This is a genomic window from Sphingobium sp. MI1205, assembly GCF_001563285.1.
GTDB lineage: Bacteria > Pseudomonadota > Alphaproteobacteria > Sphingomonadales > Sphingomonadaceae > Sphingobium.
In genome coordinates, this window is the sequence record NZ_CP005188.1 from 3,039,882 (window position 1) to 3,053,498 (window position 13,617).

Sequence of the window (13,617 nt, forward strand, 5' to 3'; positions counted from 1 at the left end):
ATATGGACACGCCCCTGATCGCTTCGCTCGTACAGGCTCCTTCCCTCCTGGCTCGCCGGATTTCCTCTGCGCGCAGCCTAAGCCTTGTATCGAACGCAGCGGCGGCCCTTCTAGCCTCTTATCCGAAATCGGGCCGGACATGGCTAAGGTTTATTCTGTCACAATATTTCCTCGCATCGCGTCAATATGCGCCGATCACGACACAGAGCATGTTCACCTTCGCCCCGAATTTCGATCTGGATCCTATACGCGGGATACCCGCCTTCGTCCGCAGATCGGAAGAAGCCTCTTTCCCCTTAGTCCCTTCCACTCATCTTCGCTTCAAGCCGACCCTACCCAGCCGACTTCCCGTCATGTTCCTGATCCGTGATCCACGAGCAGTGCTCATTTCCGACTATCATCACGTAACACGGCACAAGCTGTCCTTCCGCGGCAGCATTGATGATTTCCTCATCAATGAAGACAGAGGCCTACCCCACTACATCAAATATATGAACAGCTGGGCCATTGGCCTCGCACGCCATGATCATCACATCATATACTATGAGGACTTGCTGGCTGATACGGAATCCGAAGTAGAAAGAATGCTCGAATTCCTTGATGATCCGGTCAACTTTAAAGCTCTACAATATGCTGTGGAAAGTTCATCCTTTGAAAAATTAAAGGCATTGGAACTTGCGCAAGGCATTCCTGGCCACGATTATGACCGATCAGACGCAGATGCCTTGCGGATAAGAAAGGGGCAATCGGACAGCTTCCGTGAAGAACTGACCATTGATCAACAAAAATTCATAGAGGATAGCTGCAAATCCCAGTTGGACAGGCGCATGCTGGCGAGGCTGGAGCGATACGGCTTTCTGGACATCCACCCATCCCCTGCTGCCGGGCAGACCAGGACCCCGAAATCCCCAGCGCCGAAGGAAGCGGCGCATGATTTTACGACCAATCGCCGCCTGGCGAATCTCGGCGTTCAGTTGCTGAGCGAAGTCATGGTCATCATCGGCCTTGCCGCCATGGTCGTCGCCCCACCCATATTGGTGATAGAGGTAGGTGAATGGTTGTTCCGGCGCGAATGGGACGGCCACTCCCTGGAGGATGGCCTTGCCCTATTCGGGATCGACCGGCTCGGGCCCGTGGAGACGCCGACCGAGCAATTCCTGGACGTTCTCCTGGCGCTACCACTGACCATTACCCTGTTTCTCTACGGCCTGTTCACGCTTCTGGCCGGAGTGCATTTTGGAGACTGGGGGCTGCAGGGAGTGAGACTCAAGAAAAAACTTGCCGTTCGGCAGAGCAGGAAGTCCCGCAAGATCATGCCCAAGTCGCCGTCTTCCGATCCTGAACCGGCATGAATTGTGCGCCATACCGATCAGTAGCAGTACGGTAAAAGGCCCACCCCGCATTGAAGCGTGGGCGGGCCTTTTCAGTGCTTGAAACGAGAGGCGGGCAGAACTGCGTAACCGTCCTGCAGCTGATCCGGCCGCAGGCGCTTGCCACGCTTATTCGCCGTCATCCTCCGCTTCGGGTCCGGTCATCATCGCTTCGGCGACCTCTTCGGTCTTGCCGCGGATCACCTTTTCCAGGCGCTCCGCCATTTCGGGATGTTCCTTGAGGAAGGTTTTGGCGTTCTCACGCCCCTGACCAATGCGGACAGAGTCATAGGAGAACCAGGCACCTGACTTTTCGACCACGCCGGCCTTGACGCCCAGGTCGAGAATCTCGCCGATCTTCGAGATGCCCTCGCCATACATGATGTCGAATTCGACCTGCTTGAACGGCGGCGCGACCTTGTTCTTCACCACCTTCACACGGGTCGCATTGCCCACGATATCGTCACGGTCCTTGATCTGACCGGTGCGGCGAATGTCGAGACGCACCGAGGCGTAAAATTTAAGCGCATTGCCGCCGGTCGTCGTTTCCGGATTACCGTACATGACGCCGATCTTCATGCGGACCTGATTGATGAAGATCACCAGGCACTTTGAGCGCGAGATGGAGCCGGTGAGCTTGCGCAGCGCCTGGCTCATCAGGCGCGCCTGCAGGCCGACATGGCTGTCGCCCATCTCGCCTTCGATTTCGGCACGGGGCACAAGCGCGGCGACCGAATCGATCACCAGCACGTCGATGGCATTTGACCGGACCAACGTATCGACAATTTCGAGCGCCTGCTCGCCTGTATCGGGCTGAGACACGATCAACTCGTCGATATCAACGCCCAGCTTCTTGGCGTAGCCCGGATCGAGCGCATGTTCCGCATCGACAAAGGCCGCGACACCGCCTGTCTTCTGCGCCTCGGCAATGGCGTGAAGCGCAAGGGTAGTCTTGCCCGAGCTTTCCGGGCCATAGATCTCGATAATACGGCCGCGCGGCAAGCCGCCGATGCCCAACGCAATATCCAACCCGAGCGATCCAGTGGAGACCGCCTCAATCTCGATTTTTTCTCGGCTGCCCAGTTTCATTGCCGAGCCCTTGCCAAAAGCACGATCAATCTGGGAAAGGGCCGCTTCCAATGCTTTTTGTCTGTCCATTGTCCCTGTCTTCTTGGAATCGATGAGTGAGAGCATTGCTGTCATCGGCCTATCCCCTGTCAAGCGGAAGCGCCGATTCAGTGGCGCCTTGGCCACTACGTATCCCCTTTGTTCTCATAGAACAAGGGGGGAACGGAATTTTCCTATTTTAAGCAGACAGAACCTTGGTCAGGGCCCGCTCAACCGCCCCGATCGTATAGGGTTTTGCCAATGTCGGACGGCTCGAATGGCTGGATGGTACATCATCGGCCATGCCACCGGTCGCAAAGACAAACGGGATGCCGCTGTCGGCCAGAATGTCAGCCACCGGCCAGCTCTTTTCGCCCTGGAGATTGCAATCGACCAGCGCCGCGTCAAAACCACCCTTGCGCGCCTGGTCACACGCTTCCTCAACAGATACGGCGATGGCGTGCAGGCGATAACCCAATGTATCGAGATAATCTTCCAGCATCATGCCGATCATCGCTTCATCCTCGACCACCAGGATGGCCTTGCTGTCCGACATGTGCGATCCCCCATTTTTCGTTACGCTAGCCATTTTATCATCGGTGCGCTGACCCGTATAAACACTTGGACACCAAAGAAGTTCATTCCACCACTGGATGCATCGCCAATGCATCCCGCGCTGCTTCCGCCAGTTGGCTGACGGAGAAGGGCTTGGGCAGGAACGCGACATTGGCGATGTCGATAGACTTGCGCAGTTGCTCCTCGGCATAGCCGGACATGAACAGTACCGGAAGGTCGGGATGGCTGTGCCGCGCGCGGGCGACCATGGACGGCCCATCCATGTTGGGCATGACCACATCAGATATCAGCAGATCGATCTTTTCGCCGCCGGCCAGTACTTCCAGCCCCTGTTCGCCATCATGGGCGGTCAGCACCTTATATCCTTGCCGGACGAGGGCGCGTTCCGCGACGGCCCGCACCATATCCTCGTCTTCGACCAGCAGGACTGTACCCGTACCCCAGGTCTCGCTCCGCTTGACCGGCGCCTTCGCAGGAAGCGCATGGTCCATGTCCGCGCCCTGATAGACCGGCAGGTAGATCACGAAACTGGCGCCCCGGCCAAGCTCTGATTCGGCGAAGATATACCCGCCCGACTGCTTGACGATGCCATAGACGGTGGAAAGGCCAAGGCCTGTACCCTTGCCCAGTTCCTTGGTCGTGAAGAAGGGTTCGAATATCTTCGACAGGATGTCGGGCGGGATGCCAAGCCCCGTGTCGGACACGCGCAACGCCGTATAATCTGCCGCCGGCAATATCTCCTGTCGCATCTCCCGCACCTTGGCGGCTGGGACCGCATAGGTCTGGATATTGAGGATCCCGCCCTCCGGCATTGCGTCACGCGCGTTGACCGCGAGGTTTACGATCACCTGTTCCAGCTGCCCCGGATCGGCGCGCACCGCACCCAGATTGCGGCCATGGCTGACGTCCAGCTTCACGCTTTCACCCAATAGACGCTTCAGGAGGTTGGACACCTCCGCCACGATGTCAGGCAGCTGCAAGACCTGTGGACGCAGCGTCTGCTGGCGGGAGAAGGCGAGCAACTGACGGGTCAAACCGGCGGCCCGATTGCTGTTCGACTTGATCTGCTGAATGTCGTCATAATCGCTGTCGCCCGGCGTATGGCGCATCAGCATCAGGTCGCAATGGCCGATGATCGCGGTCAGGATATTGTTGAAGTCATGGGCGACGCCGCCGGCAAGCTGCCCGATCGCCTGCATCTTCGTGGCCTGCGCAACCTGCCGCTTGAGCTTGCTCTCCTCGCTATTGTCCTTAAGGCTGAGCAGCACCGCCGCTTCCCCCAGGCCCCGCACGCCCGCCAGGCTGAGCGCGGTCGGCTCCTCTGGCTCGTTGCGGAGCCTGACGGCGATGTCGCCTGACATTTGTGGACCCACCGCAAAACGGCGCACCGCGTCGGCAACCGCGCCCTGATCCTCGCGCACGACCAGGTCGCCGGGATAGCTGGGCTTGTCTGAGCGCTTGAGCCCCGCCGCACGGGAAAAGGCGTTGTTGAGGAACAGCACACGCCCATCGCGGTCCGCCATGGCGAGGCCGAAGGGCAGCAGGGACAGCAGGGTTTCGATATAGGAAAGTGCTGACGTCCCGCCCGCGCTGCCAGCAGGCTCGTCAATCAGCAACAGGAGCATCGGCCCGTCCTGGCCACCCTGATTGCCCACTGGCTGCGTCGCACGGCGCAGCGGCACCTGCAGCAGTCGCAATGGCAACCCGCCGGATTCCTCGCGCGCCAGAAACAGCCGGCCCTTGTCATCGACGCGCATATGGGCTGCGAAATCACGGCCCGTGATATTCGCGTCGATCCGACCGGCCGCGCGAAGGAGAAAGGCGCCGTTGGCTGCGCGGATACGCCCTTCTCCCCCGATCATGACTGCCATGATCCCGGCCTCGCCCATTTGCCGCCCGGCGTCTCCAGTCAGCAGCCGGTGCACATCGTCCAGCGCATTGGGCTGGCGCACCGGGGTAAAGCGCCAGAGCAGATAATCTTCGGACCGCCCGGTGCGGCAAATATCGACGTCAAGCCGCAGGGCGCCCTGAGCAATGCCTTCCACCCGCGCCTCGCCATCCCGCCACGCAGCGCGGGCGGCAGCGCCCAGCGATTCGGACACTTCAGGTTCGGCCGCCATGTTGGGAGGCGTCGGAAAACCGGGAAACCATTCGCCGAACAGATCGCTGGCGCAAGCCAGCCGACCCGCCCGATCTGTCACCGCAATCGCCACGTTGGACGCGTCAGCAGCCGCGCGCGCCACCGTCCAGTCTGGAACCGCATCGCGATCCGCTGCTTCCTCTGGAAAGATGCGCCGATACCAGCTGAGCAACGCAGCAGCCGCCAGCACCATGGCGGCGAAGCCAGCCGCCAAAGCCCGGTCGCCAATCGCATAGATGACAAGGCCCGCCGACAGCAGCGCAGCCACGATCAGCAGCGGAAGGGACAGACGCGAAGGGCGTTCACCCGTCCACGCTTCCTCATCCCTTTTGACGCGCGAGGCCATCGGCCGGCCTTCCCCCTTGATAACGCTCGGACAGCGCCGCCGGCCGTCAGACGGAGGCGACTTCTTCCAATGCGCTGCTTTCGTGCGCCTTGCCAATCCTCAATTTGCGAGAATGCCATTTCCGGCCCATGCGATGGCGCCAGATCCAGTCGGCGATGATGTAGCCGATGACCGCCGTTGCGACAGAGATCAGCGTCAGGCCGAACAGCATGGCAGGTGCTGCTTCCGAAAAGAGCCAGGCGATCCACTGCCGAATTGTCGCATGATCATTGACCAACGCCATGAAGCCTGACGCATCCGCCGATCGTCCCAGCATCCAGTTGCCAATATAGACCGACGCCCAGAGGATGAGGGGCGTCGTAGCCGGATTGGACAGGAAGGTCATGGCCGCCGCGATGGGAATGTTGGCGCGGAAAGGCAGCGCCAGCAGCGCAGCGCCTGCAATCTGGATACCGGGGATCAGCAGGAATATGCCCACCAACAGTCCCAGCGCCACGCCACGCGGCACCGACCGGCGGGTAAAACGCCAGAGAGAGGGTTCCAGCACCCGGTGCGCGACCGGTGCCAGAAAGCGATTGCACTCCAGCGACTCGCGGGTGGGTGCATTGGCGTGCCACCAGCGGGAAAGACGTCCCATGCTCGCCCGGGGACCCATTTAACGATGCGCTTTCATGATGCGTTGCTGGTCGCGTTTCCAGTCGCGCTCCTTGATAGTCTCCCGCTTGTCATGCGTTTTCTTGCCGCGGGCGAGGGCCAGTTCGACCTTCGCCTTGCCACGGCCGTTGAAATAGATGCTGAGCGGGACCAGCGTCATGCCCTTGCGCTCTACCGCCCCGTGCATCCGGGCGATTTCCCGCTCGTGCAGCAGCAGCTTTCGGGGGCGTTTGGGCTCATGGTTGAAGCGATTGCCATGGCTGAATTCAGGAATATTGCTGTTGACCAGCCATACCTGGTTGCCCTTCACCTCGGCATAGCTTTCGGCGATGTTGCCCTCGCCAAAGCGAAGCGATTTCACCTCCGTACCCTGCAACGCGATACCCGCCTCGAACACATCCTCAAGGAAATATTCAAAGCGTGCGCGCCGGTTTTCAGCGACGATCTTCTTCTTGTCGAACAGTTCGGGACGGGGGCGGGCCATGGATTCTAAACTAACTCACTTCACCATATAAGGCCGCAGCCCTTTTAGACGAGACCTGCAATTTCCAAGGCCCGATCGACAGCGGCCCGACTTGATTCAGACGGCCAGGTGATGGGCAGCCGCAGGTCACCGGGCATGTCGGACCGCACACGGGTAAGCGCATATTTGACCGGCCCAGGTGAAGAATCGCTGAACAGGGCATCGTGCAGAGGATAGAGACGATCCTGCAGCTCAAGTGCTCCATCCCAATCGCCTGATGCGCAGGCCGCCTGAAACTGCGCGCACAGGCGCGGCACGACATTGGCCGTAACGGAGATACAGCCTCTGCCTCCCATTGCATTGAATCCCAGAGCGGTTTCATCATTACCCGACAACTGGCAGAAATCCTCCCGGCAGGCGAGGCGCTGCGCGGTGACCCGCCCCAGATTCCCGGTGGCGTCCTTTATTCCGACGATCGACTGATATTCCTCCGACAGGCGGTGGATCACCGGAACGCCGATGTCGGTGATCGTGCGGCTCGGCACATTATAGAGAACGATGGGCAGGTCGCAGCGTTCGGCAAGGTAGGCGAAATGCTGGTAAACGCCTTCCTGATTCGGCTTGTTATAATAGGGCGCGACCACCAACGCAGCATCCGCGCCAGCCGCTTGCGCGGCGAACATATGTTCCAGCGCGATGCGCGTGTCGTTCGACCCGCAGCCTGCGATCACCGGCACCCGCCCTGCCGCCTGATCGACGCAGATCGCGACCACGCGATTATGCTCTTCGACCGTCATGGTGGCGCTTTCGCCGGTGGTGCCACAGGGCACGAGCGCGCTGCTTCCCTCCTCGATCTGCCAATCCACCAGCGCGCGAAATGCCACCTCGTCCACCGTTCCATCGCGGAATGGGGTGACCAGCGCCGGAATAGATCCGGAAAACATCAACAAACTCCTTCAATTCACCGGCATTCCGGGGCACACTGTCGAGTGTAGGGCGACGGGGCGCTATAGCGCGTCATTCATGGCCTGATAAGGATGGATTTGTGATGATGTCCAGTAGGCTATCACCTCGCCGCCTTCCAACAACATTGGTCCGGATGCCCTTGATTGCTCTTCTTCTTTTGACCGCCGGCGCCAGCGCCCAGCCCGAAGCACCCACTTATCCTCCTGCGTCGCCCTACCCGGCGGGTGCGGTGGTGCAGCAGGTTCCTGCCGCGACTCAGCCCTCGCCGTGGAATCAGGTGAGCGGGCGAATCGGTGTTGCGTCCGACCCCTCCATATCCGGCACCATCAGCCAGTGGCGCGCATTGCAGCAGAGCGACGGGCTGGGCTTTTCAACCTATGCCAACTTCATCCTGGCCAATCCCGGCTGGCCGGGCGAAGATCGGATGCGGCGGTTGGCCGAGACCGGTATCAATCCGAATAGCTATGACCCACGTCAGGTCACAGCCTTCTTCGCCCGTTTCCCGGCGCGCACGGCGACAGGCAATGCGCGCCATGCCATAGCGCTGACCCAGCTGGGCCGCATGGCGGAAGCTCGCATCGCCGCGCGGACCGCGTGGTTGGGGGGCGCGCTCTCTCCTGACGATGAGGCGCGGCTACTATCGCTCTTCGGCTCAAGCTGGACGAGCGCAGACCATGACCAGCGCGCCGACATGCTGTTGTGGAGCAATGACATCGCCGGTGCGCAGCGGATGCTGCCGTATGTTACCCCAACGCGACGCCCTGTTTATGAGGCTCGTGTCGGTTTCCGCCAGAAATCGCCTGACGCCGCGGCGCGGATGCAGAGCGCAGAGGCCGTCGGCGTGTCCGACGCCGGCTATATCGCCGACAAGGCGACATGGCTGATGAATACGGGCAATTGGGTCGCCGCGCGACAATATCTTGCCAACCGGCCGACGCTGACCTTCCGTCCCGGCAATGCTGAAAAATGGTACGAGACGCTGCTGGGCCAGGCCCGCGCCGCCGCCAATGACAGCCAGTGGAGCTTTGCTTACGGCATCGCGAGCAAGATCGATGATGCCTATGCACCCGGCGTTGATGTTTCCGGCCGCCCTCTCGGCGAACGTGACGATTATACCAGCCTGGCCTGGCTCGCTGGAACGACGGCTTTCTACAATCTCAACCGGCCTGCGGACGCGGCGGCGATGTTTCGTCGCTACGCCACCGCTGCACAGTCGCCCCAGACTCAGTCCAAGGGCTATTATTGGGCCGGTCGCGCCGCACTGGCCGCTGGAGACACGGCAACCGCCAACAGCTATTTCGCCCAGGCATCGGCCTTCCCTGACCAGTTTTACGGGCAACTATCGCTTGAGCGCGTCGGCAAGCCCGTGCCCGCCCCCGCAATGGTGGAACGGCCGATCGAGATTTCGGCGGCCGACCGGACCGCATTCAACAATCGGTCGGTCGTCCGGGCCGTAAAGGCGCTGGGGCAGATGGGATATTGGGAGGATCAGAGCAAATTCGCCCGCGCGATCGCGAACAATGCCGAAAGCGATAGCGATCACTATCTTGCCGTCGAACTCGCAAAGAATATCGGCAGGCCGGACCTGGGGGTAATGGTCGGCCGCCGCGCTGTGTCGAGCGGGTTGACCGGCTATGGCGAAAGCGCATTCCCGCGCGTGCCGGTGCCGCCCGCCGCGCAATCCAACTGGACAATGGTCCACGCCATCGCGCGGCAGGAAAGCCAGTTCGATCGGCAGATCGTTAGCCATGCAGGCGCGCGGGGATTGATGCAGTTGATGCCGGGCACTGCGCGGGAACAGGCGGGCAAACTTGGCCTGAGCTATGACCCCGGTTCGCTCAACGATCCCAGCTATAACATCATGCTGGGTTCGTCCTATTTCCAGCGGATGCTCAGCTATTATGGCGGCAGCTATCCGTTGGCGGTGGCCGCCTATAATGCAGGGCCGGGCAATGTGAACCGCTGGATCAGAGCCAATGGCGACCCTCGCCTGCCCGGCTCCGACATGCTGCGCTGGATCGAACAGATCCCGATCTTCGAGACGCGCAACTATGTGCAGCGCGTATTGGAGAATGCGGTGGTCTATGATGCGATGAACCCGGAACGGGCGCGCTTTCGCGGTTCCAGCACGCCGCTTTCCAAATATCTTGGCAAGCAGATGCCCGGTTGAATTGAGTTCGCGCGGAGGCCAGAGGATTCAAAGGCCGGTAAGCGGCCTACCGGGACCTCCGCGCTTCCGCGCAACTCGAATAATCTCTGCGCCCTCAGCGCCGCTGTGCGCACAAAAAACCATAGCCCATCGGCGCGCGATTTAATCCTTCTTCCAGTGAAATTTGCACGAACCTGATCGCGGCGGGTAAAGCAGCGCGATGACCACACCCTATCCCAACTACATCACGCCTGAAGGCTTCGCCAGGCTACGCGCGGAATATGACCAACTGCTGGGGGTGGAGCGGCCGCGTGTTGTCGAGATCGTCAGTTGGGCAGCGGGGAATGGGGATCGCAGCGAAAATGGCGACTATCTCTACGGCCGCAAACGCATGCGCGAGATTGACGGCCAACTCCGCCGCTTGTCGAAGAAAATGAAAGATGCCAAGGTCGTCGATCCGCGCCAGCAACCCGACAAGAGCAAGGTGTTCTTCGGAGCGACGGTGACCATCGCCGACGAAGAGGACAATCATCGCACCGTCACTATCGTCGGCAATGACGAAGCGGATGCGAGTGCCGGGCGCATCGGCTGGGGTTCCCCCATTGCCCGCGCCTTGCGGGGCGCGACCATCGGAAACCTGCGCCGTGTCCTGCTGCCCGCGGGGGAGAAGGAATATGAGGTGATCGAAATCGACTATCCGAGGTAAGCCGTCCGTCAGCGCAACGGCGCCTTCTTCGCGATCGGCTGCGCCTGCGCCACTACGGCTCCCGGCTTTGCCGCGAGCCGTCCGATGGTCTTGAGCGCATAGTCAAGCTGGAAATCCTCAATGCCCTTTTTCTTCAGTTCCTCGGCGCTCATGGAAAAGCGGGGATCTTCCTTCGTATCCTCTTCCAGCGCCGCATTGTCCGTCTTGATCTCGTTGATCAGATGGCGACGCAGGTCGCTTTCTCGGAACTTCGGACGGTTCTTGTAATCGGGGTCAGACAGCTGGGGCACGCGTACATCCGGTTCGATGCCGCCTTCCTGCACGGACTTGCCCGAAGGCGTATAATAGCGCGCCGTCGTCAGCTTGAGCGCAGTCGTGTTGGTGAGCGGCAACATCGTCTGCACGCTGCCCTTGCCGAAGCTGCGCTCGCCCATCACCAGCGCGCGACGCTGGTCCTGTAGCGCACCCGCAACGATTTCCGACGCTGAAGCCGATCCGGCATCAACCAGCACGATGACCGGCAGGCCCTTCGCATCATCGCCAGGCTTGGCGTAATAGCGTTCCACATCGCTCTTGTTCCGGCCGCGCTGGGAAACGATTTCGCCCCTTTCCAGGAAGCTGTCGCTGACCGACACAGCTTCGTCGAGCAGCCCACCCGGATTGGAGCGCAGGTCAAGGATATAGCCTGTGGGCTTGCGTCCCAGGCTCTTGTCGATGCTGCGGATCGCCTGGCGCACGTCGGCGCCGGTGTTAGCCGAAAAGCTGACGATGTTGATGATGCCGACGCCGTTCTTCACTTCCCACTTCACCGGCTTCAGCTGGATGATCTCCCGCGTCAGCGTCAACTCGATGGGCTTGTCCCGGCCAGGCCGGACAATGGTCAGCTTGATGGCGGTGCCAGGCGCACCGCGCATCTTATCCACCGCCTCGTCCAGCGTACCGCCATAGATGAGCTGCCCGTCCAGATGCGTGATATAGTCGCCCGCCTTGATGCCCGCGCGCCACGCAGGCGTATCCTGCGTCGGCGCGATTACCTTGACCGCCCCATCCTCCTGCGTCACCGACAGGCCAAGGCCGCCATAGCTGCCCTCCGTCTGCGTCCGCAGATTCTGGAAATCGCGCGCATCAAGGAAGCTGGAATGCGGGTCGAGACTGGCGAGCATGCCGTCGATCGCCCCCTTGATCAGCTTTTCGTCATCGACCTTCTCGACATAGTCGCTGCGCACCTTTTGGAACACATCCATGAACTCGTCGAGCGCCTTGTAGCTGCTGGCTTCCCCATCGGCGAGCGCGGCGGTCGTGGCAGGGATGAGCGCAAGCGCGCCAAGGGCAATGGCGCCCCGGAAAAAATTGGAAGTCATTGCTGTCCTGAGTCCTGGCATCAAGCCGCGACTATAGGCAGGTTGTCAGCCAGACGCAAAGGATCGGTGAACCACGCCCCAGCCGTTGGCGAGCGCCACGCCTCCCACAGCTTCCTTGGTAGGGGCCGGTCCCGTTATCCTATTCGTGCGGGCGCAGGGCCTGGTTCAAGCTCTCCATCACTTGGGCGATAGGCTCTATCACCGTCACGCTCCGGCCCTCGCCAAAACGGATGCGGGTGCCGTCCGTGACCGATGAAACGAAGGTGACCTGCGCGGGATTGATGGCGGTTTCGGTCCGGTCAGCGCCCACGAACATGACGAGCATAGCTTTTCCTCTCCTTCTTATTGGATATCGAAGGTAGCCGCATTTCCGCAGCAAGCCAGCCGTTTTTCTGACGACGCCGTCAGTCCTGACTGATCGCTTGGATGAACAGGCTGGCGCGCGCATCCAGACGGTGTGCCTCCTGCGCCAACTGGCTGGCCGCTTGGCGGATGCCGTGCGCGCCTTCCACCGCTGCCCCCGCATTCTCGCTGATCTGGCTAGCGCTGGTCCTGACATGCTCGCTGGACACGCCAGCCTCGGCGACGCCATCTGCTATCGTCCGGCTGAACGCGCCGTGCCGTGCAACGGCTTCAAACACCGACCCGGAAAGTCGTTCCGCCGTCGCGATCGCCGAGTCCATGAGCGCATGACCCTGCGCAACCTGACCGACGGTCGCACGGATATGTTCGATGCGGTTTGCGATCTCCGCCGCGGCGTCCCGCGTCTGACCAGCCAGCAGTTTCACCTCGCGCGCGACGACGGCAAAGCCCTGCCCCGATTCGCCTGCGCGCGCCGCTTCAATGCCCGCGTTCAGCGCCAGCGTCGTGGTCGCACGCGCGATCGCGTCGATCAGTGCCGTCACCTCGCCGATCCCATCCGCTTGCGTAGACAGTTGATGTGTGTGGGCGGAACCCAGCCGCGTCTGATCGACGGCACGGCGGATCGCCGCACCCGCCGCCCGGGCTTCCTCCTCAATGGTCTGGAACAGTTGGTTCAGATCGCTCGCCGACGCGGCCATGCCCGACAGGTGGTCCGCAGTCTGGGCTGCGGCCACCGCCATGCCGGCCGATGCCTGCCCATTATGGCCCGCGCGCTCCGCCGCCTCGTTCGCGAGCCGGGAAAGCATGTCGGCCATGGCGACCAGATCGGCGATCAAAGCACCGATGTCGTTTCGAAAGCTTCCACTTTCGCGCGTCACCCGCTCCAGCCGTTCGGCCCGCGCAATCGCTACTTGCGCATCCCGCTCAGCGGCGAGCTTCAACAATAGTTGACCTCCCACCACGCCGGCATAGCGTCCCCCTTCCACCACGATCAGTCCCTCGCATGCCTGGCCCTGCGCGGCGTAAAGGTCGATCAGCGCCTCGATCGTGGCGCTCCGTTCCACGCAGGCGCAAGGACGAACATGATTGTCCAACCGCCCTCCGAAGCTGGGATTGCGCAATAGTGCGTGGCCGAACGGATTGAACAGGATGCGCCGCATATGGCGCTCGTAAATCGCGCCCACAGGCCGCCCCTGGCCGTCGAGGACGGGCAGAAGGCGAAGCGCGGGTTCAGACTGGAACTGGTCCACAGCCTCGCTCAGCGGCCGCCCCAGCCGGATCACCGGACTGTCGGCAACGAAAGGCAAGCCCTGTGAGCGAGGCAAGGAGGATAGGGGATCGAGGATCTGTGGCGAATACATGGGCGCCGATTACCGCCCCAATGGTAAACGTGCGGTTAGGTTTTGATGACAATAT

General features: G+C 61.3%; 12 protein-coding genes. 3 read left to right on the forward strand and 9 right to left on the reverse strand.

The features are described from left to right. Window positions 1-2: 2 nt before the first annotated feature. Window positions 3-1,352 (forward strand): sulfotransferase domain-containing protein, encoded by a 1,350-nt coding sequence (locus K663_RS15030; RefSeq protein WP_062119318.1) that lies wholly within the window; start codon window positions 3-5, stop codon window positions 1,350-1,352. 147 nt (window positions 1,353-1,499) lie between these two features. On the opposite strand, the gene recA is transcribed toward K663_RS15030, so the two are convergent. The 6 genes from recA to dapA all read right to left on the reverse strand — a co-directional run bounded on the left by recA (window position 1,500) and on the right by dapA (window position 7,600). After that, complete coding sequence (gene recA / locus K663_RS15035; RefSeq protein ID WP_037464491.1) at window positions 1,500-2,573, reverse strand: recombinase RecA; 1,074 nt, start codon at window positions 2,571-2,573, stop codon at window positions 1,500-1,502. A 103-nt stretch (window positions 2,574-2,676) separates the two neighbouring features. Then, on the reverse strand, window positions 2,677-3,033 hold the full coding sequence (locus K663_RS15040; protein ID WP_062119321.1) for a response regulator: 357 nt from the start codon (window positions 3,031-3,033) through the stop codon (window positions 2,677-2,679). 82 nt (window positions 3,034-3,115) lie between these two features. Next, window positions 3,116-5,539 carry a hybrid sensor histidine kinase/response regulator gene (locus K663_RS15045; RefSeq protein WP_062119323.1) on the reverse strand — a complete coding sequence of 808 codons (2,424 nt, stop codon included), beginning with the start codon at window positions 5,537-5,539 and terminating at the stop codon, window positions 3,116-3,118. Between the two features lie 46 nt (window positions 5,540-5,585). Further along, a complete protein-coding gene (locus tag K663_RS15050) occupies window positions 5,586-6,176 on the reverse strand; it encodes a DUF2062 domain-containing protein (RefSeq protein ID WP_062121031.1) in 591 nt (196 codons plus the stop codon). 18 nt (window positions 6,177-6,194) lie between these two features. Next, entirely contained in the window at window positions 6,195-6,677 is a 483-nt protein-coding gene (smpB, locus tag K663_RS15055; RefSeq protein WP_037464483.1) for an SsrA-binding protein SmpB, read from the reverse strand. A gap of 44 nt (window positions 6,678-6,721) precedes the next feature. Then, on the reverse strand, window positions 6,722-7,600 hold the full coding sequence (gene dapA / locus K663_RS15060; RefSeq protein WP_062119326.1) for a 4-hydroxy-tetrahydrodipicolinate synthase: 879 nt from the start codon (window positions 7,598-7,600) through the stop codon (window positions 6,722-6,724). 155 nt (window positions 7,601-7,755) lie between these two features. On the opposite strand from dapA, the gene K663_RS15065 reads away from it, so the two are divergent. Together K663_RS15065 and greB are read left to right on the forward strand one after the other, a co-directional pair. After that, window positions 7,756-9,792 carry a transglycosylase SLT domain-containing protein gene (locus K663_RS15065; RefSeq protein WP_443018968.1) on the forward strand — a complete coding sequence of 679 codons (2,037 nt, stop codon included), beginning with the start codon at window positions 7,756-7,758 and terminating at the stop codon, window positions 9,790-9,792. A 199-nt stretch (window positions 9,793-9,991) separates the two neighbouring features. After that, window positions 9,992-10,477 carry a transcription elongation factor GreB gene (gene greB, locus K663_RS15070; protein ID WP_062119330.1) on the forward strand — a complete coding sequence of 162 codons (486 nt, stop codon included), beginning with the start codon at window positions 9,992-9,994 and terminating at the stop codon, window positions 10,475-10,477. An 8-nt stretch (window positions 10,478-10,485) separates the two neighbouring features. Here the strand turns inward: greB and K663_RS15075 are convergent, their stop codons facing one another. From K663_RS15075 to K663_RS15085, 3 genes are all read right to left on the reverse strand, one after another. Next, complete coding sequence (locus K663_RS15075) at window positions 10,486-11,838, reverse strand: S41 family peptidase (RefSeq protein ID WP_062119332.1); 1,353 nt, start codon at window positions 11,836-11,838, stop codon at window positions 10,486-10,488. A gap of 139 nt (window positions 11,839-11,977) precedes the next feature. Continuing rightward, on the reverse strand, window positions 11,978-12,163 hold the full coding sequence (locus K663_RS15080; protein ID WP_037464476.1) for a hypothetical protein: 186 nt from the start codon (window positions 12,161-12,163) through the stop codon (window positions 11,978-11,980). Between the two features lie 79 nt (window positions 12,164-12,242). Further along, window positions 12,243-13,562, reverse strand: a complete 1,320-nt coding sequence (locus tag K663_RS15085; protein ID WP_062119334.1) for a methyl-accepting chemotaxis protein — start codon at window positions 13,560-13,562, stop codon at window positions 12,243-12,245. Window positions 13,563-13,617: the final 55 nt, after the last annotated feature.

What these genes read in the sequence shown, in the direction of transcription:
- K663_RS15085 (WP_062119334.1), bottom strand. Translation starts at nt 13,562, where the DNA reads ATGTATTCGCCACAGATCCTCGATCCCCTATCCTCCTTGCCTCGCTCA.
- K663_RS15075 (WP_062119332.1), bottom strand. Translation starts at nt 11,838, where the DNA reads ATGACTTCCAATTTTTTCCGGGGCGCCATTGCCCTTGGCGCGCTTGCG.
- recA (WP_037464491.1), bottom strand. Translation starts at nt 2,573, where the DNA reads ATGACAGCAATGCTCTCACTCATCGATTCCAAGAAGACAGGGACAATG.
- K663_RS15080 (WP_037464476.1), bottom strand. Translation starts at nt 12,163, where the DNA reads ATGCTCGTCATGTTCGTGGGCGCTGACCGGACCGAAACCGCCATCAAT.
- K663_RS15065 (WP_443018968.1), top strand. Translation starts at nt 7,756, where the DNA reads ATGCCCTTGATTGCTCTTCTTCTTTTGACCGCCGGCGCCAGCGCCCAG.
- K663_RS15050 (WP_062121031.1), bottom strand. Translation starts at nt 6,176, where the DNA reads ATGGGACGTCTTTCCCGCTGGTGGCACGCCAATGCACCCACCCGCGAG.
- smpB (WP_037464483.1), bottom strand. Translation starts at nt 6,677, where the DNA reads ATGGCCCGCCCCCGTCCCGAACTGTTCGACAAGAAGAAGATCGTCGCT.
- K663_RS15040 (WP_062119321.1), bottom strand. Translation starts at nt 3,033, where the DNA reads ATGTCGGACAGCAAGGCCATCCTGGTGGTCGAGGATGAAGCGATGATC.
- K663_RS15045 (WP_062119323.1), bottom strand. Translation starts at nt 5,539, where the DNA reads ATGGCCTCGCGCGTCAAAAGGGATGAGGAAGCGTGGACGGGTGAACGC.
- greB (WP_062119330.1), top strand. Translation starts at nt 9,992, where the DNA reads ATGACCACACCCTATCCCAACTACATCACGCCTGAAGGCTTCGCCAGG.
- dapA (WP_062119326.1), bottom strand. Translation starts at nt 7,600, where the DNA reads ATGTTTTCCGGATCTATTCCGGCGCTGGTCACCCCATTCCGCGATGGA.
- K663_RS15030 (WP_062119318.1), top strand. Translation starts at nt 3, where the DNA reads ATGGACACGCCCCTGATCGCTTCGCTCGTACAGGCTCCTTCCCTCCTG.